The organism is Phyllobacterium chamaecytisi (assembly GCF_020164455.1).
GTDB classification, from domain to species: Bacteria; Pseudomonadota; Alphaproteobacteria; order Rhizobiales; family Rhizobiaceae; genus Phyllobacterium; species Phyllobacterium chamaecytisi.
The window spans coordinates 441205-466537 of the sequence record NZ_JAIQWW010000001.1 but is presented as its reverse complement, the minus strand read 5'-3'; the positions used below and the strand labels follow the sequence as shown (position 1 = coordinate 466537).

General features: G+C 55.9%; 34 protein-coding genes and 1 pseudogene. 26 read left to right on the top strand and 9 right to left on the bottom strand.

Features of this window, described 5'->3' with window-relative positions:
* The first annotated feature begins 34 nt into the window (after positions 1-34).
* The 21 genes and pseudogenes from LB462_RS02295 to yghU all read left to right on the top strand — a co-directional run bounded on the left by LB462_RS02295 (position 35) and on the right by yghU (position 13162).
* Positions 35-514 (top strand): hypothetical protein, encoded by a 480-nt coding sequence (locus tag LB462_RS02295; RefSeq protein ID WP_224505769.1) that lies wholly within the window; start codon positions 35-37, stop codon positions 512-514.
* Positions 511-1026 carry a hypothetical protein gene (locus tag LB462_RS02290; RefSeq protein ID WP_224505768.1) on the top strand — a complete coding sequence of 172 codons (516 nt, stop codon included), beginning with the start codon at positions 511-513 and terminating at the stop codon, positions 1024-1026. The genes LB462_RS02295 and LB462_RS02290 overlap by 4 nt, the downstream gene beginning before the upstream one ends.
* The gene (locus LB462_RS02285) at positions 1023-1721 is read left to right on the top strand and encodes a hypothetical protein (protein WP_224505767.1); all 699 of its coding nucleotides are present in this window, start codon (positions 1023-1025) and stop codon (positions 1719-1721) included. Before LB462_RS02290 ends, LB462_RS02285 begins: the two co-directional genes overlap by 4 nt.
* A complete protein-coding gene (locus tag LB462_RS02280) occupies positions 1718-2017 on the top strand; it encodes a hypothetical protein (RefSeq protein WP_224505766.1) in 300 nt (99 codons plus the stop codon). Before LB462_RS02285 ends, LB462_RS02280 begins: the two co-directional genes overlap by 4 nt.
* Positions 2014-2190 (top strand): hypothetical protein, encoded by a 177-nt coding sequence (locus LB462_RS02275; RefSeq protein ID WP_224505765.1) that lies wholly within the window; start codon positions 2014-2016, stop codon positions 2188-2190. Before LB462_RS02280 ends, LB462_RS02275 begins: the two co-directional genes overlap by 4 nt.
* Positions 2190-3194 (top strand): DUF5131 family protein, encoded by a 1005-nt coding sequence (locus LB462_RS02270; RefSeq protein ID WP_224505764.1) that lies wholly within the window; start codon positions 2190-2192, stop codon positions 3192-3194. The genes LB462_RS02275 and LB462_RS02270 overlap by 1 nt, the downstream gene beginning before the upstream one ends.
* Positions 3187-4002 (top strand): hypothetical protein, encoded by an 816-nt coding sequence (locus LB462_RS02265; RefSeq protein ID WP_224505763.1) that lies wholly within the window; start codon positions 3187-3189, stop codon positions 4000-4002. The genes LB462_RS02270 and LB462_RS02265 overlap by 8 nt, the downstream gene beginning before the upstream one ends.
* Positions 3999-4676, top strand: a complete 678-nt coding sequence (locus LB462_RS02260) for a hypothetical protein (protein ID WP_224505762.1) — start codon at positions 3999-4001, stop codon at positions 4674-4676. The genes LB462_RS02265 and LB462_RS02260 overlap by 4 nt, the downstream gene beginning before the upstream one ends.
* Entirely contained in the window at positions 4673-4951 is a 279-nt protein-coding gene (locus LB462_RS02255) for a hypothetical protein (protein ID WP_224505761.1), read from the top strand. Before LB462_RS02260 ends, LB462_RS02255 begins: the two co-directional genes overlap by 4 nt.
* Entirely contained in the window at positions 4951-5307 is a 357-nt protein-coding gene (locus LB462_RS02250) for an NAD(+)--rifampin ADP-ribosyltransferase (protein WP_224505760.1), read from the top strand. The genes LB462_RS02255 and LB462_RS02250 overlap by 1 nt, the downstream gene beginning before the upstream one ends.
* Positions 5304-5720, top strand: a complete 417-nt coding sequence (locus LB462_RS02245) for a hypothetical protein (protein ID WP_224505759.1) — start codon at positions 5304-5306, stop codon at positions 5718-5720. The genes LB462_RS02250 and LB462_RS02245 overlap by 4 nt, the downstream gene beginning before the upstream one ends.
* Positions 5720-6118 (top strand): HNH endonuclease signature motif containing protein, encoded by a 399-nt coding sequence (locus LB462_RS02240; RefSeq protein ID WP_224505758.1) that lies wholly within the window; start codon positions 5720-5722, stop codon positions 6116-6118. The genes LB462_RS02245 and LB462_RS02240 overlap by 1 nt, the downstream gene beginning before the upstream one ends.
* 208 nt (positions 6119-6326) lie before the next feature.
* Complete coding sequence (locus LB462_RS02235) at positions 6327-7409, top strand: hypothetical protein (RefSeq protein WP_224505757.1); 1083 nt, start codon at positions 6327-6329, stop codon at positions 7407-7409.
* Entirely contained in the window at positions 7406-8470 is a 1065-nt protein-coding gene (locus tag LB462_RS02230; RefSeq protein WP_224505756.1) for a hypothetical protein, read from the top strand. Before LB462_RS02235 ends, LB462_RS02230 begins: the two co-directional genes overlap by 4 nt.
* Positions 8467-8925, top strand: a complete 459-nt coding sequence (locus tag LB462_RS02225; protein ID WP_224505755.1) for a hypothetical protein — start codon at positions 8467-8469, stop codon at positions 8923-8925. Before LB462_RS02230 ends, LB462_RS02225 begins: the two co-directional genes overlap by 4 nt.
* Positions 8918-9766 (top strand): zinc finger-like domain-containing protein, encoded by an 849-nt coding sequence (locus LB462_RS02220; protein WP_224505754.1) that lies wholly within the window; start codon positions 8918-8920, stop codon positions 9764-9766. Before LB462_RS02225 ends, LB462_RS02220 begins: the two co-directional genes overlap by 8 nt.
* Positions 9763-10317 (top strand): hypothetical protein, encoded by a 555-nt coding sequence (locus tag LB462_RS02215; RefSeq protein WP_224505753.1) that lies wholly within the window; start codon positions 9763-9765, stop codon positions 10315-10317. The genes LB462_RS02220 and LB462_RS02215 overlap by 4 nt, the downstream gene beginning before the upstream one ends.
* A complete protein-coding gene (locus tag LB462_RS02210) occupies positions 10314-10595 on the top strand; it encodes a hypothetical protein (protein WP_224505752.1) in 282 nt (93 codons plus the stop codon). The genes LB462_RS02215 and LB462_RS02210 overlap by 4 nt, the downstream gene beginning before the upstream one ends.
* Positions 10595-10753: pseudogene (locus tag LB462_RS31365) on the top strand (helix-turn-helix domain-containing protein); the annotation flags it as partial. The gene LB462_RS02210 and the pseudogene LB462_RS31365, both read left to right, overlap by 1 nt.
* A 23-nt stretch (positions 10754-10776) precedes the next feature.
* The gene (locus LB462_RS02200) at positions 10777-11904 is read left to right on the top strand and encodes a site-specific integrase (RefSeq protein ID WP_224505751.1); all 1128 of its coding nucleotides are present in this window, start codon (positions 10777-10779) and stop codon (positions 11902-11904) included.
* Between the two features lie 382 nt (positions 11905-12286).
* A complete protein-coding gene (gene yghU / locus LB462_RS02195) occupies positions 12287-13162 on the top strand; it encodes a glutathione-dependent disulfide-bond oxidoreductase (RefSeq protein ID WP_224505750.1) in 876 nt (291 codons plus the stop codon).
* 14 nt (positions 13163-13176) lie between these two features.
* Here the strand turns inward: yghU and LB462_RS02190 are convergent, their stop codons facing one another.
* Complete coding sequence (locus LB462_RS02190; protein WP_224505749.1) at positions 13177-14178, bottom strand: diguanylate cyclase domain-containing protein; 1002 nt, start codon at positions 14176-14178, stop codon at positions 13177-13179.
* Positions 14179-14331: 153 nt separating this feature from the next.
* Positions 14332-14913, bottom strand: a complete 582-nt coding sequence (locus LB462_RS02185) for an HdeD family acid-resistance protein (RefSeq protein ID WP_224505748.1) — start codon at positions 14911-14913, stop codon at positions 14332-14334.
* 228 nt (positions 14914-15141) lie between these two features.
* On the opposite strand from LB462_RS02185, the gene LB462_RS02180 reads away from it, so the two are divergent.
* Both LB462_RS02180 and LB462_RS02175 read left to right on the top strand, forming a co-directional pair.
* Entirely contained in the window at positions 15142-15903 is a 762-nt protein-coding gene (locus tag LB462_RS02180; RefSeq protein WP_224505747.1) for a potassium channel family protein, read from the top strand.
* Between the two features lie 190 nt (positions 15904-16093).
* Entirely contained in the window at positions 16094-16474 is a 381-nt protein-coding gene (locus LB462_RS02175) for a YciI family protein (protein WP_224505746.1), read from the top strand.
* Positions 16475-16583: 109 nt separating this feature from the next.
* Here the strand turns inward: LB462_RS02175 and hdaA are convergent, their stop codons facing one another.
* The 3 genes from hdaA to LB462_RS02160 are packed head-to-tail and all read right to left on the bottom strand — an operon-like array spanning position 16584 to position 19027.
* A complete protein-coding gene (gene hdaA, locus LB462_RS02170; protein WP_224505745.1) occupies positions 16584-17276 on the bottom strand; it encodes a DnaA regulatory inactivator HdaA in 693 nt (230 codons plus the stop codon).
* Between the two features lie 34 nt (positions 17277-17310).
* Positions 17311-18498: an AI-2E family transporter gene (locus LB462_RS02165; RefSeq protein WP_370637031.1), complete on the bottom strand. Its 1188-nt coding sequence runs from the start codon at positions 18496-18498 to the stop codon at positions 17311-17313.
* Positions 18473-19027, bottom strand: coding sequence for a CDP-alcohol phosphatidyltransferase family protein (locus LB462_RS02160; RefSeq protein ID WP_224505744.1), 555 nt, complete (start codon positions 19025-19027; stop codon positions 18473-18475). The genes LB462_RS02165 and LB462_RS02160 overlap by 26 nt, the downstream gene beginning before the upstream one ends.
* Positions 19028-19204: 177 nt before the next feature.
* Between LB462_RS02160 and purM the strand changes: the two genes are divergently transcribed.
* Both purM and purN read left to right on the top strand, forming a co-directional pair.
* Complete coding sequence (gene purM / locus LB462_RS02155) at positions 19205-20290, top strand: phosphoribosylformylglycinamidine cyclo-ligase (RefSeq protein ID WP_224505743.1); 1086 nt, start codon at positions 19205-19207, stop codon at positions 20288-20290.
* Positions 20287-20904: a phosphoribosylglycinamide formyltransferase gene (purN, locus tag LB462_RS02150; protein WP_224505742.1), complete on the top strand. Its 618-nt coding sequence runs from the start codon at positions 20287-20289 to the stop codon at positions 20902-20904. The genes purM and purN overlap by 4 nt, the downstream gene beginning before the upstream one ends.
* 5 nt (positions 20905-20909) lie before the next feature.
* On the opposite strand, the gene LB462_RS02145 is transcribed toward purN, so the two are convergent.
* The 3 genes from LB462_RS02145 to LB462_RS02135 form a co-directional block, all read right to left on the bottom strand.
* Positions 20910-21215: an addiction module antidote protein gene (locus LB462_RS02145; protein WP_224505741.1), complete on the bottom strand. Its 306-nt coding sequence runs from the start codon at positions 21213-21215 to the stop codon at positions 20910-20912.
* A complete protein-coding gene (locus LB462_RS02140; protein WP_224505740.1) occupies positions 21212-21517 on the bottom strand; it encodes a type II toxin-antitoxin system RelE/ParE family toxin in 306 nt (101 codons plus the stop codon). Before LB462_RS02140 ends, LB462_RS02145 begins: the two co-directional genes overlap by 4 nt.
* An 83-nt stretch (positions 21518-21600) precedes the next feature.
* Positions 21601-23712 carry a molybdopterin oxidoreductase family protein gene (locus tag LB462_RS02135; protein ID WP_224505739.1) on the bottom strand — a complete coding sequence of 704 codons (2112 nt, stop codon included), beginning with the start codon at positions 23710-23712 and terminating at the stop codon, positions 21601-21603.
* A gap of 124 nt (positions 23713-23836) precedes the next feature.
* Here LB462_RS02135 and LB462_RS02130 point away from each other — a divergent pair, with 124 nt between their 5' ends.
* Positions 23837-24484: a glutathione S-transferase family protein gene (locus LB462_RS02130; protein WP_224505738.1), complete on the top strand. Its 648-nt coding sequence runs from the start codon at positions 23837-23839 to the stop codon at positions 24482-24484.
* A 1-nt stretch (position 24485) separates the two neighbouring features.
* Here LB462_RS02130 and LB462_RS02125 read toward each other — a convergent pair whose 3' ends face one another.
* Positions 24486-25283 carry a hypothetical protein gene (locus LB462_RS02125; protein WP_224505737.1) on the bottom strand — a complete coding sequence of 266 codons (798 nt, stop codon included), beginning with the start codon at positions 25281-25283 and terminating at the stop codon, positions 24486-24488.
* Positions 25284-25333 lie beyond the last annotated feature (50 nt).

Here is a 25333-nt window from a genome sequence, read left to right as displayed (position 1 = left end):
AAGGGGCGCGAATGCCCCGGAAAGGTTTAGGACAATGACAGAACGCCCAAAAGTAAATGATGAGATGCGCCTCGCCGCAGCTGCCGTGATAGCCGCGCGCCTCGTGAAGGCCGGTCACATCGAAGCTAACGCGGTCGATCAACATGCCAACGATCTTGCGCAGTACGGCGGGGATTCTGCGGACGGTTACGAGTTGGCCAAGGATCTCGATCGCCGCGCGCACTGGGACTGCAATCTCGATATGGCATCAATTCTCGACGGCTATTCCTACGAGATCAGCATCGAAGTGGAAAAAGCACAGAAGGCTTGGGCTGTTGAGAACAATATCCAGCCACCATTGCCGATCGGCGCCCGCGTCTCGATCAAGACCTTTAAAGGCGACGCGCAAGGCACCATTGATGGTGTCTATGAGTATGGACCGGCCAAGTACACTGTAAAGCTCGATGGCGAGACAGGTTCGACCCGGCGCATCGTCAATTTCGAAGATGCCAAAGCGCTGGAGACAGCCCCATGAACATCCCTCCGATCTCATTCCAGTATGAAGGCGACGGCGCGTTCCGCCCGTCCAGCCATTTCAACAAGACCATGGCTGATAAACACTTCGTTGTCGGCGAGCATTACAAGCTGGTCGAGCATCGCGAACGTTCCGATGTTTCGCATAATCACTACTTTGCTTCGGTCAAGAACGGTTTCGATAACCTGCACGACTCCATGCTCGGCGAGTATCCGACGGTCGAACACCTGCGCAAAAAGGCGCTGATCCGCACCGGGTTTCGTGACGAGCGCTCGATTGTCTGCGCCAACAAAAAGGAAGCCGAGCGCGTAGCCGCTTTCATCCGCCCCCTGCATGATTATTGCGTGGTCGTTCCGCTCAACTGTGTTGTTCATGTCATGACGGCGAAGAGCCAGTCGATGAAGGCCATGGGCGCCGCGGAGTTTCAGAAGTCCAAGGAAGCCGTTCTCAACTTCATCGATGACCTTCTGGGTGTCGAGCGTGGCGCTACGGCCAGAAGCGAGGCAGCATGAGCGCGCTCAAAGCCTTTGCCGTAACCGAAACCGATGACAACACGGGCGGGATCGTCTTTGCCAGGCATGCCGTGACAGCGCGCCGACATGGTGCAAACGAATATGCCGGTGGCGAATTCGCCTACGTCTCGTGTCGTCGGGCGCCATGGGCCGACAGATTCGCCGAGAACCAAGACCCCACGATTTCCGTGATGATCGCACATGGCTGGCACTTCGAATGCCAAGGCTGTGGCGCAAAGATCGATGAGGATTGGCTCGACGAAGAAGGCTTGCCCGTCGAGGGTGTGATCGGAACTCAGGCCACCTCGGTTTATTGTTGCGCGCGCTGCAAATGGAAATCGATGAAACGCGCAGCGAAGCGGAAGGAACAGGAGCAGCTTGCCATCGGGGCCTATAAGGCCGTCGTGTTGAAGCGCTTCCCGGATGCTGAGTTCTGCGACAACGAGCCAGACAAATACCGCGGCCACCACCACGCCTATGTCACGATGGACAAGGGCGCCTGGCATTGGGGGCAAGTAGTCATCTCTTTCAAATTCCCCGGCATGCAGATCGCGCCTGCTCATTACAGCAGGAACGAACCGATGCACCAGTGGCGCAGTCCATTCATAGGGCCGGTCAAGCCCGAATACACGTGCTGCAACGGTGATCGCGAAGCCTTCGAAGCCTGGGCCAATCAAACGAGGATCTCAGCATGAACGACGATATTCAGATTATCCTTACGCCAGAACAAGCAGAAGCTCTGCTGCCGGAAGGCGACACCATGCACAGCATGTCAGGCGGCGGCTTTGTCGTTATCGGCTGCGACCACTCGCGAGAGAACACCATCAAAGCCTTTCGTGCTGCCTTGCAAATCGAAATCGGCGGCCCTGCGTGCAAGTCCATGAAACATCCCATTGTCGTTTGGGATCGAAACGACCACTGCGTGTTCTACCAGGCCGACATGGAAAAGGTGGAAGAATTTGAGGCTGCTTTCGTTCCGGTGACAGCATGACCTCCGCCCTCTACGCCCCGAGCCATGTCCGCCGGTCCAAAGCCCGCCTTGCCGAGTTCATCGAAAAGCAGGCGGCCAAGCACGAACAGCTCCGGCTTGATGCGATGCGCGAGCCAGCTTTGGCGCGCTATCTAGATCGCGTTCTCTCCGCTGAAAATTGGGAAGCAAACTGATGGCCGAGAACACAGCAATCTCTTGGGCTACCCATACCTTCAATCCGTGGATGGGTTGCACCAAAGTCTCACCGGCTTGCGATGGCTGCTACGCCGAAGCCTTGATGGATAAGCGCTATGGCAAGGTCCGATGGGGACCTCACGGCGAACGGGTCAGGACTGCGCCGGCAAACTGGAAGCAGCCGCTGAAATGGAACCGGCAAGCCGAGACCGATGGAACTCGGCCATTCGTGTTCTGCGCCTCCCTGGCTGATGTGTTCGACAATCAGGTGCCGCCGGAATGGCGCCGCGATCTGTTCGACCTGATCCGCGCAACACCAAACCTTGTCTGGTTGCTGCTTACCAAGCGCCCACAGAACATCGTCAAGATGGTGAAGATCGTAGGTTTCATGCCATCCAACATCGCTTTCGGAACCTCGATCGAGGATAGGCAGCGCGTCGAAACGAACCTGCCTCATATGGTCGTTGCCGCGGGCCTCCGTCCTCTATTCCTTTTCGCCAGTTGCGAACCACTACTTGGGGATCTCGGCGACCTGTCGCCATGGATGACCGGCGATCCCTATCCGCAGCGGCTTTCCGAAGGCGAACACTATGAGGCGAGCGGGCTGAAGATCGGCGCCGATGGATGGCCAAAATTACCCGCCATCGGATGGTGGATCAGCGGCGGAGAAACCGACCAGGGAGGACACAAGGCACGTCCTACGCATCCCGACTGGCTGCGCTCTATCCGGGATCAGAGCCTCGCTCATGGTCTCGCCTATCACCACAAACAGAACGGTGAATGGGCACCGCAGCTTGGCGCCGTCGATCTGCCCGATAATCCGGAGATTAGCCGATATCAGTGGGCCGAATGGGATGGTGAAGAGTGGCAGTATTGGGATCGCCCAATGTGGTGCGACGATCTTGATCCTGATCACAGCATGATCCGCGCCGGCAAGAAACTCTCCGGCCGTTTGCTCGACGGTGTTACCCACGATGCATTTCCGGAGGTGAACCATGGCTGATACTGAAAAGCCGAAATTCGGGTTTGCCGGTTTCCGATCCGATATTTTATGGATGCTCCAACCAATCGTTCAGCATTCTCGGCGTCCGGAAAATGAACGATACTTTGACACCATAGTCGTCGAGCCATGCGCCGAAGGCGGCGCTATCGTGGCGGCAGTCAGCGCTCACGCTATGGCAGTGTTTCGCGATCCGGACGGCACCTGCAGCGCCCCTATGACGCTTGGCATACCGGACGACATGTTCAAGGCCTGCCAACCTCCAGAACCCATTCATATGGGGTATTGCGGCGGGCAATACTTTTGCCCGCTTCCAGAATGGGCGCAGCCAAGCATAGTCTATGCGTATTCTGTTGGAGCTCACGTGGTGCCGAAAATGCGCCACCCCGATTGGGCAGAAGAGGATGATGAATTCCACCCTGCGCTCTACAGCACGATGGAATGCGGCAAATCCTACCATATCGGCCGCGATTACAAATGGACGGACGGCACTCCCGTAAATTGGAGAGGTCCGCTCGAAAGGGCGCTGGCCAGCCCGCTTCAAACATCGGGCTTCAGCATCGTCCATCCGGATGTTCAGGCACTGTTTACCCGCATTCCAAATCGGATAGCAGAAGTACGGCAAAAAGCTGCATCGGTTTTTCACCGCCACAGTCAATCGGCTACCGGCGAACCACTGCCGACGATTGTTACTGTCGATGATTATCCGGACTTTGTCGGCGTCTACATGACGCAGAATCCGTTGCCGTATCAGCCGCCCGCATTGTGGTTTCAAAAGCGCGTTGGCGAACGCATCGGAGGTATCCAATGACCGACCGTCCTACCCTGTTCAGCGCTCCTATGGTTCGCGCACTGCTTGACGGCCGCAAGTTCCAGACGCGCCGGATTATCAAAGCCCCGAAATGGTCGACTGGCGTCCTAGACATGGAGCTTGGCGACGACGGTATCTATGCCATCGCCTCCAACACCGGTTGCTTGGCAAAGGTTCCAGTTCGCTTTGAGATTGGCGACCGGCTCTGGGTGAAAGAGACCCACGCGCTGGTTGGTGACAATGAAGACGATATCCATGCCTGCCCCGATCTTCGCAGACATGTCTATTACCGCGCGGATAGCGTCCAACCGGAAGCCCTACGCTGGCGGCCATCGTTGTTCATGCGCCGAATTGTGTCACGCCTTACTCTGATCGTTACCGATGTTCGCATAGAGCGTCTGCAGGATTGCAGCGAAGCCGATGCTTTGGCAGAAGGCATTGCGTGCGAGAACGTCATCATAGGCGCGCATTGTGCCGGCGGAGTTCACGTCGAAGAGACCGCCCATCGGTACTTTTACGACGGCTGCGACGACGAAGGTTTTAAGACGGCATCCGACGCCTATTTCGCCCTTTGGGGCAACATTAACGGCGCTAGTGCTGCTGACGCTAACCCGTGGGTTGTCGCTGTCTCCTTCGACGTCATCAAGCAGAACATCGACGAGGTGGCGGCATGACGGGCTTGCCAGGTTATGACGAATGGAAGCTCGCGAGCCCAGATGATGATCGCGAGATCGATGAATACTGTTCAAACTGCGCTGGCGAAGGTGTCATCTACTGCTGCTTAGACGAGATTGGCTGCGTCGATCCCGAGGGCGGCTGTGATCTATGCGAGCGGGTTTGTGATTGGTGCAAAGGCGAGCCGGTCAAGGCAGAACCGGATCCTGACCATCTCCGCGACATCCGGAACGAAGATCGCGAGTTCTTCGATCGCATGGAAGGGAAAGAGTGATGGAAGCCGTCAAATACTACCATGGCGGCTTCGGTGGGTTGCGTGTGGGACAACACGTCTTGCCGCCGGAGAAAACCGGAGCTCCTTCGACTGCATCCTATGGCGCTGGCGCGGTTTGCCGACGGGATCGCGTCTACGTCACCACGAACATGGAAGCTGCATTCATCTGCGCCTGCCTGCACACTGACATCCGTGGCAGAGTTTACGAGGTCGAGCCAATAGGTGCAGTTGTCCCGGATCCTGACGGCGTCGGCAATCATTCATTCGAGTGCGAGAAAGCCAAGATCGTTCGCGTCTTCAAGGTGGGCGGCAAGCTGATCAAGACCGTTCGCAAACAAGCGAGGGCCGCAGCATGAACAATCCGAGCGTCAACCGGTACCTCCACGATAAGAGCATAGACCATATCGATCATGCATTAGGTCGACCCATCTTCCCTCTTCTCGAATCGCACCGGAATTATTTCGCCACAAGCTCGGGAACAAAGCAGGCCGAGTTCAGCGCCTCCCCCAATTGGGAAAAGCTCGGCCAGCGTGACGACATGGCATATTTCGCCGTGACCGAAACCGGACGTTGGGCTTTGTCCGACTATCTGGCGAAGCAAGAACAACCTTGGAAGGCGTTCGTTGTTGAGTTCGATGGTTACACCCGCATCGTGCCAGCGAAGTCCAGATCAGCAGCGCGGTATAGCTACTACCTCGAAGTTTCGGATTGCTGGAGCGAACTCAAGTTCGGCGATTTTATGAAGCGCTCAAAAGTGAGGGCTGCATAATGGCCCGGCGCGAGTTCACAAAGACCGTCTATGCCCAGATCGTGAAGCGGGCAATGCATCCGGTTCACGGCGTCTTCTGTGAAGGCTGCGGGCTGATCCTCGGCAAGAAGCCGTATCACGTCGACCACATCAAGCCGGATGGCCTTGAGATCGAGAAGAGCCGCAAGCTGACGGCCGACGATGGTCAGCTGCTCGGTGTCGAATGCTGCCACAAATCGAAAACAAAAATCGATGTCGCTGTTATCGCAAAGGCTAAAAGCCGCGAGGAAAAGCACCTCGGTATGAAACGGGCGAAAGGCCAGATCAAGTCACCTGGCTTTCGCAAGGCCGAGAAGGTGCACGCGCCGAGTTCCAAATCCTTGCCGCCGCGCAAACTGTTCAGGAGCATCCAGCCATGAAAGATACCCGAATCCCCTATGGGGCCCGCTGCACATGGTGGGACGGCATTGACAAAGTAGGAAACCGAGACGGCCTTCCGTGCTGCCCGCATTGCCGGAATATGCTGTTCGAAATGCCAGATGAAAAGAAATGGTTTGAAGGCGTCGATAGATACGAGGCCGCCGGCAACCCCGGCTATCGGGCCATTATCGAATGGGCGCGTGGCAAATGCTTTCCCAACTTGGAAGCGCTCAAAGCCGCCTACGCCGGGAGGATTCTGCAATGAACACACCAATAGAACCATCCACAGGATGGGAAGCATTCGGCAAGAATATTTGTCGAATTGCCTTCGAAGGTCACGACGCTGACGGCGGCACGATCCAAGAACTAGGCTTGAAGCATGGCGTTCTGGTCGAGGAACGGTTCGACCGTGCGAAGCATAAAGACATTGTTTGCGGCGAATACTTCGAAGATGGCATGACCGTCTATGTCTTCGCAGCCCTTTCCCCGTCCACAGTAGGGACGGTGAGCGACAAGTTTGCGACGTTCAGGACGGGCTTTTGTCTCCAAGAAAGCGGGGATGGGAAACACCGGATTACTATCAGCTATCCAACGATGGGCGACATGCACAAAGCATTCGATGAACTCGCCACCGCCCTTTTGCCCGCAGAGATGGTCATCGAGCAGGCCGACACACTTGATGGTCGCGTTTCTCAAACAGTTCGCGCTCCTAACGGTGTTGAGTACCAGCGTATTGTTTCGGCAGACGAAGCCTATGAAGCACCCACTGAGGCGACTTTCCAGCAGCGAGTCCAGCCCTGGATGATGGCATGCTTCGGTCAAGAAATCAGCGACGATCAACTGGAGCGCGGCGACCGTCTGGCAGAAGAACTATTCGAGCTTTTGCAGTCAGTTGGATATCCGCGCGAGCGCCTTAGCTTCCTGGAGGAATACACATATTCCCGTCCAAAGGGTGAACCATCACAAGAGGTAGGCGGCGTAATGGTTACGCTTGCAGCCTTCTGCCTCGCTCACGGCCTCGATATGCATGAGGCTGGCGAAACCGAACTCACTCGCATCTGGACCAAGGTGGAGAAGATTCGTGCAAAGCAGGCGGCAAAGCCTAAGCACTCTCCTTTGCCTGAATACGTGCCCCAAGTAACTGCCGCGAGAGAGTCGGGGTTACTCTCGCGGCTTGTGAAATGGGACAAAGATTTTCCCGTTAACAGCTACAACGGATACGCTGGCCTCAAAGAACTCGACAAGATCATTGCTGATGCCCGCGCGCTTCTCAAGGATGAAGAGCTATGAGCCAGATCGAGAAAGCGCTTCGTGATGCTTGGGTCAGCTTTTGTGACGCTAACCCCGACGATTTGACTTCACCAGAAGATTTGCCAGACCACGCCCTGATGACGTACGAGCAGTTTGTAGAATACGCCCTCTCCGCAGTTTCCCCAATGGTGCCAACCGAGGAGCCTACCATGGAAACTTTGGGCCTTTTCGGTCATCACCCTGATCCTGCCAACGACTTCTGCATTGAGGTCGAGGCCATCGAAGGACTGCACTTCAACGCTTTGCACGGCATATCAAAGCCGGGGACCACGCCGCCAACAATGGCCGAAGTTCAGGATCGCATTTCTCGCGCCATGGAATTCAGGGTTGGTGGTGATGAGATTGCAGTCAAAGCCAAGGCCAAACTCCGCGCCCTTACCCCCATAGCACCTGCTGAGGTGGAAGATGGTCGGATAGACTGGCCGTGGGTTCTTCGGTCACGTGCTGATGCAGCTTACCTGAAAGATACAGAGGGCACAGTCAAGCTATTGCGCACGGTTGCCGATTACATCGAAACTTCCAAATCCGCTGGCGCGGCAGCCCCCGCTGAGGTGGCGGTGGCAGATTGGCGCGTCGATCCAGCGCTAGATGATCGCTGGAATGCTGGCGTAGATTTTGTGATGGAACAGCTCTGCAAGGTTCTCAACGTGGACCCGCGGATCATCACCTGGGACGCCGCAACCGAGACCTTGGACGGCGACGTGCAATCCGTTCTCTGCAACATCTTGCGCAAGCACTTCGGCGACGAATGGGGGCCAACTCCAGCACAAGGAGCAACCGAGCCATTGAGTGTGCTGGAGCTTCTTCCTACTCATATCATCCTGCTAAAGCGCGGCACTGCTTCTAGATGGATTGGGCTTTCCGATCACGCCAGCACGCGCATAACTGAGCTTGCTGCGCTCCGTGACCTGGGGAGGGCCGGATTTGCCCGTCCTACAGAGGATGAACTTCCCTCAGATGGCCCTCCCACCCCAACGCCGTGGGAGATCACAGATGCTGGACGCGCAGCCCTCACCGCAGCCCTGAAGGTGCAATCATGACAAATCCAATAGATCTATTCGAGATCTGTGACCATTGGGGCGCGGCCGAATGGTTTGACCGGATGGCTAAGGCTATTCGAGAGCATGACAAGGCCGTTGCCGCTGGTCTCTATGTGAGGGCTGAGACGTACCGAAATATAGCTGCATCCAGCGGGCTAAATCTGGTGCGCGATTATGAACAGCAGATACGCGCCGCCCTCAAACCGGTAGGCCAGCCCACACCAGTAATCATTGTTGGCGACGGCATAGACGGTTGGCGATATGCAGGGCCGGGCGATGTGGCTGTTGTTGCCCACAACGACACGATACGGGTTTTTGTTGAGTATTTCGATGCTGTCGAGGCATTCAATGGCGATGGAGACTTCGACAAAAAGGTCGAACGAGTGAACGCGGCCAAGAAAGCCGCACAAGCTCTCCGCGCCCTTCTCAAGGAAGGGGAAGCCCAAAATGGATAAGGCGAAGACCATCCGTCAAATGTCGGTTATGTCCGAGATGCACGCGGGAACGTACGTCGGTGACCTGTTCGCAGAAGCCGTCGCCCTCCTCTCCACCCTCAAACCGGAAGGCGAGCAGATAAGCGGGGAGTTAGTGGAGCGCCGGTGGGTGTTTAAGGACGGCAAGCGTTCCTACAACAAGGTGCAGCCCGTTCAGGAATATCCGACGCCTTGCGCAGATTGTGACGGACAAGGTGAACGGCTGGAGGGGGGTACAGTTGAATATCCCAATCAGATCATCTGCGATGCATGCAACGGTTCCGGCAAGGTACTGAAACCATACCAAATGCGCGCCGATGAATGGCAGACAGACACATGCGATGAATGCAAATCGACCAAAACACTTCAGATCGCTGAAATTGAACGTCTCCAATCTGAATGCGCGGTATTGCAGGCTGAGATAGATACATGGAAATCGATATATAATCACATCACGGCTCTCAACTCCCGCCCTTCCACCGAGCAGATAAGCAGGGCTGTGGCATATGCCTGCGAGGCTGACATTCGCGCGCTAACTGAGGATGGTGCAGATATAAGTCTGTCTACAATCCCGTTGCCGCAATATGGGATGAAAATGCCCCTCTACATTCACTCCTCCCCCTCAGAGCAGATAAGCGGGGAGGCGGTGGAGCGGGCAGCGCTGCAACAAATCCGAGTAGCGCTAACAGCGCATTGGATGAAAGCCGTTCAGGCGGTGAAAAGCCAAGACGATGAGATCGGTCGCGCCGCGATGTTGTCCGCTTCAGAAATACGAAACGATATTATCCCGCTCATCGCAGATGCACTGGAACCCAAGCCATGACTAGGCCTGCGACAGACGCACAGATTACCGATTGGGCATCCCAGTGCGATGATGATTGGGATGATTGTTGGGGTGACAGCGTTGTCCTCTCCCTCATCGCCCGCATCCGTTCCGACGCCACCGAACTCACCCACCTTATACAGCGCGTGGAGAAGGCAGAGGCGGAGAGCGAGAAGTGGAAAGCCACATCGTTTCAATGGGCAAACGATGAGGCAGATGCCACCGAAGAACGTGACGCAGCTTTTGAATGGGCAGAGAGCGAATGGCTGGCGAGAGACCCTAACACTACCTTCAGGGATATAGACGAGTTCACAAAGGAATTTATGGCTAAAGCCAGAGAGAAGCGGACTGATATTCAATCGCGCCTTGAACTCGCAGAACGCCAGCGAGACGAGGCGTTGAAGGCGCTACAGCCGTTCGTGCGAGACTGGGAAAACTGGGTGGACGAAAACGGATGGACACATGAGGCTCCGTTAAACGACCGCATATGCGATTGGTTCGGCCCTTCTGACTTCCGCGCCGCCCGCGCTGCTAGAGGAGGCGGCAAATGAGCACCGTCTCTATATCCGAGGAAGAGTTTTACCGTCTGAAAGAAGCTGCCGGCGAAGGCGTGAAGCCTCGCGACTTCTCTCAGTGCATCGCCAACGGCCATACCTGGAAATTCTACGGTGGTTGTAACGCCGGTTGCGACCGTGATTGCGGCTGCTCTGTCGATGTTCACCAGTGCATTATTTGCGGCGATTTCGATTATGGCGATACGCCGGAAGCCGAGGACGTCCGTCAGAAGTGTGCCGAGCACGGCGATCATAGCGGTTGGGAGTACGTCTGATGGCTCTATTGACACCGCAGGAAGCCGCGAGAGAGTTGGCAATCTCGTACAAGCAGTTGACGGCACTCACGCTGTCTGGCCACATTAGGTATGTCAATGTCGGCAACGGCATGAAGCGTGAGTGGCGTCGTTACACTGAAGAGGACCTTCAGGAATTCATTGAACGAAGGAAGAGGCAGGAATGTCCGTCTACAGGAAGCGCGAGGGCGAGCCGTACAGCTACGACTTCCAGTTCAAGGGCCATCGATTTTCTGGCACGACGGGATGCCATGACAAACGAGAGGCTGACAAATTTGAAAAAGCCGAAAAAGACCGGCTAAGGGCCGAATTCAAAGACGAGGCGAAGGCCGTCAAACCCGCCAAGGAAATATCCATCGCCGAGGCTGCCGCCAAGTTCTATGAAGAGCGCGCGGCATTCCACGCCAACAGCCTCGATGCCGAACGCTATCTGATCTGGATTGCCAACAACATCGAAGGCGGACCAGATCTACCTATCACCAAGATAGACAATGCGATCGTAACCAAACTCGTTGCGAAGCGCCGCGGCATGCTCACCACACGTGGAACCAGACCAGCCAATTCGACCGTGAACCGGCATACCGAATACTTTCGCATGATGATGCTCGAGGCCAAGAAGGTTTGGAAGGTCCCTGTCGAGGACATCGAATGGAAGAAGTTCATGCTGGCCGAAGAGGTCATTAAGACCGAAGCCAGCCCCGATCAGGAAGCTTTTCTGATGACCATCTTGCGCGGCGATTATGCACCGTCCGTGCGCTTCACGCTCCTGACCGGCGTCCGCCTCGAGGAGGTTGTAGGGCTTGAATGGACCGACGTTCGCTTCCATACACGCGACTTCACGGTATGGGGAAAGGGCAAGGATGGGCTCAAGAAGGAACGAACCATCCCCATGACCAAAGCCGTCTATGATCTCTTGTGGTCTTTAAAGGATGACCATCCGACGGCCGTCTTCACCTATGTGGCCGTGCGCACCCGCGACGGTCGCACAAAGGATGCGCGCTATCCGATCACCTATAACGGGTTGAAGACAGAATGGCGGCGCACGAAGGAACGTTGCGAGAAGGCTGGACGGTCGTTCAAGGGCTATCGGTTCCACGATAACCGCCATACCGCTGCCACCCGCCTGGTGCGCGCGACTGGCAATCTCAAGCAGGCGCAGTTGCTGCTCGGCCATACGGATATCAAAACCACGAGCCGCTATGCCCACGTTACACATGAAGACTTGCGCGCCGGGTTGGAGGCAGCGAGTCCCACCAAAAATCCCACCAAGAAAAAAGCAAACCGCAAGTGATTGGAATTAAAGAGCAATTCGGGTGGACACGGTGGTCCCAAACCAGATGCGCTACCAGGCTGCGCTACGCTCCGTCCTTTGTTGACGCTGCTGTCCCTAGAGATATTGGCCTGAGAACGCAATAGCTCAAAACACGAAAAAAGCAGAAAACCGAACGAATGGTTTGCAAAGGCAACATGTGACGCCAAAAGTCCCGCATAAATTGCAAACCTCACTTGTTTGGCCGATAGTCAACGATCGGCTTCCCGGCCGATCAGGTGGCGACTTGACAGAAAAGTGAAGTCAGGAACCACAAAAGTTGACCTTTTCGTCTAGTCATCACGAGCAATAAGGCTAGATCGATGGTCAACGCAATTCACCATCGAATCCCCGGAGTTTGCAAATGAGTGCTTCCAACGATTATACGCCGCCGAAGGTCTGGGCCTGGACTAAAGAGAGCGGAGGTCGCTTCGCAAATATCAACCGGCCGATCGCAGGACCGACACATGAGAAAGACCTGCCGATTGGCCGCCATCCGCTTCAGCTCTATTCTCAGGGTACGCCGAATGGTGTGAAGGTTACGATCATGCTCGAAGAGCTGCTGGCGCTTGGCCACCGGGGCGCGGAGTACGATGCCTGGTTGATCAATATCAATGACGGTGACCAGTTCGGTAGCGGTTTTGTCGCGATCAACCCAAACTCCAAAATACCCGCTCTGGTGGATCGCAGTGGCCCGAAACCCATCCGGGTTTTCGAATCCGGTTCTATCCTCGTTTATCTCGCCGAGAAATTCGGCGCGCTCCTTCCGACGGAAACAGCGGCGCGCGCCGAATGCCTGTCATGGCTGTTTTGGCAGATGGGCAGCGCACCCTATCTGGGAGGCGGGTTCGGCCATTTCTACGCCTACGCGCCGACCAAGATCGAATATGCGATCGACCGATTTGCCATGGAAACCAAACGCCAGCTCGATGTGCTCGACCGTCGCCTCGCGGAAAGCGAGTATTTGGGAGGCAGCGAGTACACCATTGCCGACATTGCCGTCTGGCCATGGTATGGCGGACTGGTCAAAGGCCGGCTTTATGACGGCGCGGAATTCCTGCAGGTGCAGGAATACAAGAACGTGGTGCGTTGGGCCAACCAGATCGACGAACGTCCGACAGTAAAGCGCGGCCGGATGGTCAATCGCACATCGGGTGAACCTTCGACCCAGTTGCGTGAGCGTCACGATGCCAGTGACTTCGAAACGAAGACCCAGGACAAATTGGCCGCCGAAGGCTGACTACTTGCTGGAATTCAGGCAGCTTTTTCGTTGGGAGTGCGCGCCGGATCGAAAACCTGAAAAGTGTTCCGTCCCGCAGCTTTTGCAGCATAGAGGGCGGTATCGGCATTCTTTACGACGTCGGACGGGACACAGTCATCGATAAGCGCGATACCCACCGATGCCCCAAGCTTTGGTGACTGACCGAAAAACTCCAAAGGTTTGCTTAGAGAACCGACGATCCGCTGTGCAAGGTCTGTAATCGCATCCTGCCCAAATTGGGATCCCAGCAAAATGGCGAATTCGTCGCCGCCAATTCGGGCTACAACCTCAGTTTCGTGACATAAAGCAAGGAGGCGATTGGCGACCTCTTTCAGGCACTCATCGCCGACGGGGTGCCCCAGGCTATCGTTGATAATCTTGAAACCATCGAGATCGATCAGGAGCAATGCGCCGCGCGGACTTTGACCGGCATCAGGTTTACACAAATCTGCAAGTCTCATCTGGAACTGGCTGCGATTGGCCAGTCCGGTCAAAAGGTCGAAGTCGGCCAGATATCGCGTGCGGTCCAACAAAATCTTTTGCTCGGTGATGTCCTGTTTCATACCAAAAATGCGGACAGGTATGTCATTTTCGGATTCAACCGTGGCAGTAATTCGTATCCAGCGGCGATTGCCCTGCACCGTTATGATTTCGGCATCCATCTCGAAGCCGCTGCGATCATCAATTGCTCTTCTGCGGCGTCGCTGGAGTTCTTTCGCAGTATTCTCCGCATAGCATTCCACGATCTCGTTTCGATTAAGATTCGACCCGCGCGGCAGGTCAAAGATGTCATAGACCACGTCGGTCCAATGCAATGTCTCATCGGGAAGGCTGCACTCCCAGACACCAATCCGGGCAGCGACAGACGCTCGTGCAAAGATTTTGCGACTGTGTTCCAGTGCAGTGGCCTGATCGCGGATTATGGATTCTTTAGCCTGTAACTCCGCTTTCAAGCGGGCAATGACGGCGGACTCGAGCAGCGGGACATCTGACATATAAAACTCTGTTGCCTAGAGCGAGAGCGGGCATAGTGGCGCGAAAGTTGTTAATACACTTTATCAAGTGGCTTCGTCTCGCAGAAAATCGATGAGAGAATGCTGAAGCTTCGTCCGCCAGCCCGCCAAAGGGTGGCGGGAATTTGAGTCGTCTCAAGTCGTCGGGCTTCGCCGCACCTGCCAGGCAAGTCGTGCAAGCGCACCGCCAACGCTGATCAGTTGAATTCCGAGCAGCAATCCGACGAGCCATAGCGCCGTGACCGGCAGGCTTGCCCAAAGCACCAGAGAGAGCAGGACACCGATCAGCCCGCTGGCCAGCACCCAGCCCCAATAGGGAAATGGACGGATCGTTAGCGCAAAGACGATCTTTGAGATGCCTTCGATCATGAAGAACACGATCAGGAGAAGCGTGACCGTCAGCAGGCCCTGTGCGGGATCACGCAGGAAGAGGAAGCCGATAAGGAAGGCAAGGATGACGGAGATGAGTTGCAGCCAAAAGTGCGGCACGTGCCGTGCTCCCACAAGGCTGATGCCCTGCGCAACGCCACTGATGATCAACAGCCAGCCCAACATGATGATGACCGCCACCGACGACATAATGGGATAGATGATCGCCAGGACGCCTGCTACGACGAGAAGCGCACCTTGAATGAGGTACCACAAGGAGTACCGCTTGACCGTTTCCCGCATGGCCGCACGGAAAACCTCCGCGGCCGAATCCAATGACATCGTCATGATCTGCTCCACTTCCCCAAGTGCCCTACCTACTGCCGAAACAGCCGTATCCGGCGATCCTGAATTCTGCATCCACGATGAACAAGTACGTAACTGTAGCACATCTGACGGCTGATGGCCCTCGAACTGACGTCCATCTCTTCTGTTCGCAAAATTTTCGTTTGATGGTATTTGCAAACGAATTCTGCCTTATGGTTTTACCAGGTTAAACGCGATGACAGGATTGCCGTGAGCAGGTTGATATCGGAGCTGTATGAGGGAAACACCAACAGGGCACACCGGTTCCGGTATGCGTTGTTGGCTTTCGATATCGCCACCGTCCTGTTCGTGATCGGCACGTCCTTCCTTCCGCGGACCCAGGTCGTTGAATGGGCAGATACTGGCATTGGTCTGATTATTTTGCTCGATCTGGTGGCCCGCTTTTCGACCGGCGAGATGACGATGCGGTCAATCTTCCGACCCTCTACGCTTGCGGATTTTGCCGCCGTTTTCTCTTTTCTTGCGCCTCTTTCTGGTGAGGGTTTCGGATTTCTACGAATTCTTCGAACCCTTCGGTTACTTCACACCTATCAGGTTCTGGCCCGGCTGCGCGTCGACTTCCCGTTTGTGCGCCAGCACGAGGATGCGCTGATCGCCGTCCTCAATCTTTTGGTGTTCCTGTTCATCATGACGGGTGTGGTTTACGAGACGCAGCACCGGACCAATGCCGAGATCGCCAATTATGCCGACGCGCTGTATTTTACCGTCACTGCCCTAACCACAACGGGTTTTGGAGACATCACGCTTGAGGGGACGAGCGGCCGATTGATATCAGTGTCGATCATGATTTTTGGCGTAACGCTGTTCTTGCGCCTTGCCCAAGTGTTGTTTCGGCCAAATAAAGTTCGCTATCTATGTTCGACTTGCGGACTAAGCCGGCACGATCCCGATGCAGTGCATTGCAAAGCCTGTGGAGCCATAGTCAATATCGAAAACGAGGGTGAAGGCTGAGAGCCCATTTTGAAACTCTACTGCAGCGGTCATCTGACGCGATTTTCTGTGCTTCCGGCGCTCACGTACTTTAAGTACGCTGCGCTCCGGTTCTCGAAAACCGCACCATATGCCTCGCCGCAGCGACTTTCCAAAAGGACTCTGAGGCCCGATTAGCCGAAGTTTGACCGATACAAAGGAGGGATAAAACGTGTTCTATGCTATCTTGGCCTATCACGAGGAGGACGTGGTCGAATCATGGACCAAAGAGGAGGACGCGGCGCTGATGGCCGAACTGCTCGAGGTCAATCAGCGCCTCGTGCGCGAAAAGCTTTTGGGCCCGGCGGCACGGCTTGGTCCAACGCAGCGCGCCGTGACCTTGCGTGGCAAGGACGCCGGCGTGATCATTGACGGCCCTTTTGCCGAGACCAAAGAGCAGTTGCTCGGCTTCTACATTGTGGATTGCCCGACGCTTGAGGACGCCGTTGCGGCCGCACGCGACCTGCGCCGCGCCAATCCGACTGCCGTTTATGAAATCCGGCCAATCCTGCTCTATCGCCCGGGAGCGCCGCTGCTGCCTGAACAGAATTGATAAGGCGCACTAGAGAAATTCCGTTTTTCTCGAATCACGGAATTGCTCTGACTCTTTGTTTTTACGCAATTCCGGACGCAAAACCGGTTCCCACTTTGCTGGACTTGCTCTAGAGCTCAAACGCCGCCTGCCCCTCATCGCTCGCGGTGACAACGCTGGCGGCAAGAGCGCGGGTGATTCTCGATTTCTTTTCGAGTGCAGCGCGGTCCAGCCGCTCGACAATGCGATTGGCCGTGGAGAGCGAGCGCTCGATATGGCTGACGAGGAAGTTGATGACATTGGGATCGACAGCAATTTGCCGATCGGCGAAGAGCTTGTAGAGGACGCCCGCGAGTAGCGTGTCGTCCGGCTCGCCGATTTCTACCGTAGTCGCCGCTTTCAGGCGGGAGGCGAGATCCGGCAAGGTCACAGGCCAGTTGGCAGGCCATTTGCGCGAGGTCATCAGCAGACTGGAACCGCTCTGGCGCACAGTGTTGATCAGGTGGAAAAGGCCGGACTCGTCGATCGGTCCTGAGCCGATGTCGTCGATCAGGAATGGGCCCTTCTCGCCCGATGCGGTACCGATGCTCTGCGCATCGAGAATGATGGCATCAGATTCCGCTTTCCAGACGGCGGCAAGATGGGTTTTGCCCGAGCCGGTCGGACCAGCCAACACGACGATGGGCGATATCCAGCCCGGCCAGCGATCGACAATATCCACTGCAGCCATGTTGGATGCGGACACGATAAGATCGTCACGGGAATAGCCCGGTTCGTGGCCGAGATCGAGCGGCAGCTGGCGCGGTGTACTTACATCGGTCATGGAGCGATGAAATACAGCCAGCAACGCTGCACTGTCATCTGATTTCTTTGGTCTTCTCGTTTTTGCGATAGTCGCCTGTGTAGAGCGGGGATTGCTGATAGCGATGGATGACGAAGCGCACCAGAACGCCGACGGCGGCGGCGGTCGGCACGGCGATGAGCATGCCTGTGAAACCAAGCAGCGAGCCAAACGCGAACAGTGCAAACATCAGCCAGACGGGATGCAGGCCTACGGAGGAGCCGACGAGTTTCGGCTGAAGGATATTGCCCTCGATGAACTGTCCAACGCCAAACGCAAGAGCGACATAGAGAACATTGATATAGTCAGGCCAGAACTGCACCAGCGCTACGCCAAGTGCCAAAAGCAGACCGACCAGCGAGCCGACATAGGGAATGAAGCTGATCAGGCCGGCAAAGAGACCGATCAGCAGCCCGAAGTTCAGCCCGGTAACCGTGAGGCCGACCGCATATATGATACCGAGAAGGAGACACACCGTACCCTGCCCGCGAACGAAACCGGCGATGGCTTTGTTCATGTCGCGCGCTATGACTCGAACGGTATGGACGTGTTCACGAGGAACGAGCTTGTCGATCTCTGTAACCATGCGGTCCCAGTCGAGCAGCATATAAAACGCCACAACAGGCGTAACGACGAATAGCGCCACGACATCGATCAAGGTTTTGCCAGAACTCCAGATCGACTGCAGCAGGGTGGTAAGGAAGCCGGCGCCTTGCTGGAGAAGCGAATCCAGGCTGCTGCGGATGACCGACGCATCGACACCTATGAAATCCTTCAACCATTGCGAGTCGCGATTGGCGATGAGTTCCTGCAGGCGCGATACATAACTCGGCAAACGCACGATGAAATCGCTCATCTGCGAGGCCAGAACAGGCACGAGGATGATGAGCAGCAGCGCGAAGGTGACGACAAACAGGACGAGGATGACAATCGTCGCCAGCAGACGGGACAGGCCGAGACGTTGCAGATGGTCGGCGACAGGATCAAGAAAATAGGCGAGTACAAGCCCCGCGACAAAAGGCAGGAGGATCGATGAGAAGATGTAGAGGAAAAACGCCAGGAAAAGCATCGCGCCTGTCCAGAACACGGCTTGGCGGCGTACGCTTGCGCCAAGCGTGGTGACCTGGACATCGACGTGAATGTCCTTGTCCGGAATTTCGACCGGAACAGGATCCGTTTTAGTCTTGCTTATGCTCTTGCTCATATCCCGCCATGTGTTTCGTCCACGTCATGAGATAGGCAGTCGCGGAAGCTGCGGTCAAGAGGGCAACTATCCATACTAATACCATGCGACTGCCGGTGAGTGAAAAATCAAATGCAATATCCGCCAGTGTGACCGCGACAAGGACAAGCTGAAACGCGGTATTCGCCTTGGACACCAGCAGCGGATGCATTTCCAACGGTTTGCCGATGACCGCACCGAGGAGCACGGCGCCGATTATGAAGATATCGCGTGAAACGACAATGACGACCAGCCAGACTGGCAACTCCTTCACAAAACCAAGCACCACGAACAGCGAAACCAGGAGGAGTTTGTCGGCGATGGGATCGAGATAGGCGCCGAGCTCTGACCCTTGATTGTAGCGCCGTGCAATGAAACCATCAATGCCGTCGGAGACGCCGGCGATAACGAAGCCTATCAGCGCCGCTCCGACATATCCGGACAGCAAGGCCATTACGATGAATGGAACGAGAATGAAGCGGAAGATCGTGATGTAGTTGGGAATTGTCACTTGGTCCGCTTCCTTAAGTAGTGTGTCTTAGCCTAAATGGAGAGAATGGGTGTGGTGCTCAAGCCCAAACGGCTGGCAAGATGTCGATAAATGGCGTTTTCCTGGCCCTTGAGGTACTCAGACCTTGCAGCAGGACCAGAGTCGTGCCATTTCGCGGGCAACAATCCGGAGCAGATCATGAATACCAAGAACGAGCCCGCCAAAGGTGGCAAGAATGGCCTTACCTACGCGCAGGCGGGCGTGGATATCGATGCCGGCAATCTGCTTGTTGAAAAGATAAAGCCGATCGTGCGTTCGACACGCCGGCCGGGCGCCGATGGCGAAATCGGTGGTTTTGGCGGACTTTTCGACTTGAAGGCCGCAGGTTTTACCGATCCCGTGCTGGTGGCAGCTAATGACGGTGTCGGCACCAAGCTGAAGATCGCCATCGATGCAGGCGTACATGACACCGTCGGCATCGACCTCGTCGCCATGTGCGTCAATGATCTCGTCGTGCAAGGCGCCGAGCCTCTGTTCTTCCTCGACTATTTTGCCACCGGCAAGCTCGATCCGGATCAGGGTGCGGCTATCGTCAGCGGGATTGCCGAAGGCTGCCTGCAGGCCGGTTGTGCGCTGATCGGCGGTGAAACGGCGGAGATGCCGGGCATGTACCGCGATGGCGATTATGACCTTGCCGGCTTTGCCGTGGGCGCGGCTGAGCGCAATCAGTTGCTGCCATCCGGTGACATTGCCGAGGGCGATGTCATTCTCGGCCTCGCCTCTTCCGGTGTTCACTCCAACGGATTTTCGCTGGTACGGCGCATCGTAGAACTTTCGGGCCTTGGCTGGGATGCCGACGCGCCTTTCAGGACCGGCACGACGCTAGGGCAGGCCCTGCTGACGCCGACGCGAATCTATGTGAAGCCGTTGCTCGCCGCCATCCGCGAAACCAACGCGATCAAAGCACTGGCGCATATTACCGGCGGCGGGTTCCCGGACAATATTCCCCGCGTGCTGCCCAAGAACCTGACGGCGAGCATCGACTTGTCGGCCATCAAGGTTCCGCCCGTGTTTTCGTGGCTGGCAAAGACCGGCGGCGTCGAGCGCGATGAAATGCTGCGGACCTTTAATTGCGGTATCGGCATGATTGCCGTGGTCGCGCCCGACAATGTCAATGCGGTGTTTGCGGCCCTGGAAGCACAGGGCGAACAGCCTGTGCGACTGGGCACGATGGTTGCACGCACCGATGCCGGGGTCGTCTATCAAGGCACGCTGGCGCTGTGACCACACCGAGGAAACGCGTCGCCATCCTGATATCCGGGCGCGGCTCCAATATGAGTGCGCTCATCGAAGCTGCAAAGAACGCAGACTATCCGGCGGAAATCGTTGCGGTTATCGCCAACAAGACAGATGCCCGCGGGCTGGAAACAGCACGGACACAAGGCATTCCAGCATTTGCCATTCCCCATCGCGATTTTCCCTCGAAGCGCGAGCATGAAAAGGCTGTTTCCGAAGCGCTGCAGGCTGCAAAGGCCGATATCGTCTGCCTTGCGGGTTATATGAGAATTATCTCGCCGGAATTCGTAAGTGAGTGGGAGGGAAAGATGCTCAATATCCATCCTTCCCTGCTGCCGCTGTTCAAAGGCCTCCACACGCATGAGCAGGTACTCGAAGCCGGAATGCGTGTGCATGGCTGCACGGTGCATTTCGTCACTGCGGGCACGGACGAAGGGCCGATCATTGCGCAGACGGCAGTGCCGGTGGAGAGCGGCGATACGCCCGACACGCTCGCTGAACGGGTGCTGTCAGTGGAGCACAAAACCTATGTGCGGGCGCTCGCGCTGGTTGCAAGCGGCAAAGCTGTGATGAAGGACGGGCGGACGGTTTTTACCGACTAGCCTGACTAAGCGGCATCTTGTTGGTCTTTCGATGTTCGGACAAAGGATAGGCGAAATCCGAGAGCCTCAGCAACTTTGGTAATCGTCGCCAATTCCGGATTGCCTTCGCCGCTCAAGGCTTTGTAGAGCGTTTGACGGGTAAGTCCGGTCTTGCGGGCAAGATCGGTGATACCACGAGCTCGGGCGATGTCCCCCAATGTACGGGCAATATCCGAAGAACTACCTTCCTCACATGCTGCCAGTAAATATTCTTCGATCATTTCTTCGGAGTCCAGGTAACGTACCGGATCAAACTTACGTAATTTGATCATAGTTTTCGTCCTTTAAATTCTCGTGCTAAGTCTTTTGCTGCTTTAATATCCCGATTTTGCGTATTCTTGTCGCCACCACACAACAGGATAACGATCACATCACCCCGCTCCAGAAAATAGACCCGATAGCCTGGACCATAATTGACTCTAAGTTCGCTAACGCCGTCACCTACCGGCCTAACATCTCCCGGATTCCCGGCCATGAACCGGCGCAGCCTTTGGTTTATTCTGGCCCTCGCCCGAATATCTCGTAACTGTTTAAACCACGAGGAAAATACCTCTGTTTCCTGAAATTTCTTCACAAATTTTGTAAACCATAGTTGTCAAAATGTCTAGATATCAAAAAATTTCAAAGCTTTAAAAACACGTCCACAGTGTCACAAGTCTATACCACTGCCAACCGCACCCAGACCTTGTTATCATGGAAGGCAGCGCCACCATTGGGTGCTGGAGCATCGGCGCCGGTCAGGACATTGATGCCCTCGCCTCGCTCGAAAGCCGAATTGGCAAAGATGCCTTCAGAGATTACCACGCCGCGCTTGGTTACGGCCTGGATGCGCGCATGCACAACGACTTCGCCGCGATCATTGCCTATCTCTACGCGCGCGCCGTCTTCGATACCGAGTTCGGCCGCATCTTCCGGATGGATAAGCAGCTCCGGCCGCCTCTCCTTGACCACCGAAGTCGGGGTTTCAGAGAAGGTAGAGTTCAGGAAATTATGCGCAGGAGACGTCGCCAGGCGGAAGGGGTGCTTCTCGTCGGCGATTTCGATTGCCTGCCAGTAGTCCGGCCATTGCGGCAATGTTTCGAATGGACCTTGCAGACCCATTGATTGCGGCGGCCGGTTGGGTGACGGACCATTGGTCCAGTCCGGCTTGAAACGGAACTTGCCGTCCGGCCAGCTGAAACCTTTTTCATAATGCGCCGTTTCGAAATCCGGCTGGATGTCGAGCCAGCGGGTTTCCTTGAGCACGTCGAAGCCGGGCAGATTGCTTGCTGCCATCATGTTGTCGATGAGTGTCTTCGCATCGAGATCGAAGCCGGGGAAATCACCCACACCGAGGCGTTTCGCCAGTTCATTGATGACAAATAGATTGGGCCGTGTTTCACCCGGACCATCGATCAGCTTGGGGCCGAGGACGATATGCTGCTGGCCGCCACCGCGATAGATGTCGTCATGCTCCATGAACATGGTGGCCGGTAGAACAACGTCGGCGAGTTTGGCGGTGTCGGTCATGAACTGCTCATGCACGGCCATGAACAGATCATCGCGCAGCATACCCTGTTTCACCAGACGCTGCTCCGGCGCGACATTGGCGGGGTTGGTGTTTTGTACCAGCATCGCCATGACCGGCGGGCCGCCATAAAGCGCGGCCGGATCGCCGGTGAGCGCCGGACCGATCTTGCATTGGTCGATGTGCCGGATGGATGGGTCGACAAATGCACGGCCTTCTATTTCCCGCTTGTCCATGCGGAAAATGCCTGAATTCGAATGGAAGCCGCCGCCGCCCTCATACTTCCAGGCGCCGGTAACAGCCGGAATTGACAGCGCCGCGTGCATATTGACCGCACCGTTGCGCTGGCGGGCAAAACCGTAGCCGAGACGGAAGAATGTCCGCTTGGTTGTGCCGACGAGCCGGGCAAACTCTTCGATCTCGGCAATGGTCAGGCCGGTGATCGCAGCGGCCCATTCCGGAGTACGGTCCTTCAAGTGTTGCTCGAGGCCCTTCGGATCGTCGGTATAGGCGTTGAGATAGTCCCAATCGGCAAGCCCATCGCGAAACAGCACATGCATGACGGCGCAAGCGAAGGCACCATCGGTTCCAGGCTTGAGGACCAGCCCCAGATCCGCCTGCCGGACAGTGGCGGTCTCATAGATGTCGATGGCGACGATCTTGGCGCCGCGATCCTTGCGGGCGCGGACGGCATGGGTCATGACATTGACCTGCGTCGCTGCAGCATTGGTGCCCCAGATCACGACGCAATCGGACTTTGCCATCTCGCGCGGATCGACACCACCGAGCTTGCCGGTGCCGGCGAAGAAACCGGTCCAGGCCAGGTTGGTGCAGATGCTATCGAACTGGTTGGAATATTTCTTGGCGTGGCGCAGTCGATGGATGGAGTCGCGCTGCACAAGACCCATGGTGCCGGCGTAGTAATAAGGCCAGACGCTTTCGGAGCCGTATTCGGCTTCCGCTTTCAGAAACCGTTCAGCGATCAGGTCGAGCGCCGCGTCCCAGCTCGCCTCTTTCCATACGCCCTCGCCCTTGGCGCCACCACGTATGACAGGCCTCAGCAGCCGTTCAGGATGATGAATGCGTTCGGCATAGCGGGCAACCTTGGCGCAGATGACGCCAGCCGTGTAGCTGTTCTCCTTGGCACCGCGCACGCGGCCGATATGGCCCGTATCGAGCACCTCGATGTCAAGGGCGCAGGTCGAAGGGCAATCATGGGGACAGGCGGAATGGCCCGTGCGGAGCAGGACAGGTTTGTTCATGCGATATCCTTAGCGCAAATTCCGGCAGTCACAATGCTGCTTTTTGTCGTGGTAACAAGCTTGACGCGTGCGTTCTCGCCTGATAGTTAAGCAATTACTTTAGTATTGTAATGGGAGGAATGAGATGTCGTTGAAGCTGTATTATCACCCGCTATCGTCCTATTGTATGAAGGTTCTGACGGCGCTTTACGAAAAGGACCTGGCTTTCGAGGCAAAACTGGTCAACTTCGGCGATCCGGAAGAAAACGCTCGCTTCACCGAGATGTGGCCAATCAGGAAATTTCCGGTACTGCAAGACGGTGCTCGCGACAGGCTCATTACAGAGTCCACACCGATCATAGAGTATCTGGAATTGCATTATCCAGGAAAGGAACAACTTCTGCCGACCAACCCCGAGATGGCACATGAAGCGCGCTGGTTTGACCGGTTCTTCGATCTACACGTACACACGCATATGCAGAAGATCGTCGGGGACAAGCTGCGGCCGGAAGGCAAAAAAGATGGCTTCGGGGTGGAGGAAGCGGTCACAAAGCTGCGGACAGCTTATAGCGTCCTGGAAGACAGGCTGAAGGACCGTATCTGGGCCATTGGGGATCAATATACCTTGGCCGATTGCTCCGCCTCACCGGCACTTTTCTATGCCAATCTCAATCTCCCGCTCGGAGCTGAACATCCGAGCGTATCGCGTTATTTGGAAAGGCTGATGAATCGGCCATCCTTCGCAAGAGCCATCGAGGAAGCAAAACCTTATTTCCACATGGTACCGAAGTGATTTAATTCAGCAGGTGCTGCACTCTTTCAATCGCCCAATGATAGAAACTTCCGGGTTCGGCAGGCAGGTCTGTTGGCTTTTTCTTGTGAATATGGAACCCGATGAAGTCTTTGTGACGTGTCGGTTCCAGGCCATATCTCGGGTCAAATATGCGAAGTGCATCCCGGCCCGTCCAATAGTAGAAACTCTGTTTCGGTGCAGCATCTGTGAAAAAACCGTGCCGGCGCGCCAGACGTGAGATGCCATCATTGCCAAAGACAGTATGGCCGATCATCGCCGTCGTGACTTCTTTGCCATTCCAGCGGGCCAGGGCCGGCTTGATCACCCGACGGTGAAAGCCGAGCCAATCGGGGAGAACTTCGGTTCCCTGGATATAGGCGACAAAATCGCCGATGATAGGATTACCTGTTGGCAGATACAGTGCGGAAACACCTAGCCTCGTCAGGGTATCATGCGCGAGATATGGCTTGTCCGGGGATGGAAGAAACGGCTTCAGCAGGTAAACATCCGTATCAAGCCAGGCTCCCTGATCATACTTCATCAACATAACCCGGAACAGATCGCTGAACTGGAGAATCGAAACACCGGGTGTCGTAGCCGGAAAATTAGGGTTGATTCGCGCGAAGGTGTGATGGGGAAGGATTTGCTCGGCATCGTGAATTTCGACGCCAGCCGGTACATTATCAATCTCGCCATATGAAAAAAGTTTTACGCGATGCCCTGCCAGGAGCATTGATGCCAGACATATTCGGTCAACAAAACGAAGCGAGGGACCGAACCAGAAGGTGCAAATATCCAAGATTTATCCAAGTCTGAATAGGCCCGAGCAAAATGCGTAACCGCAGATAG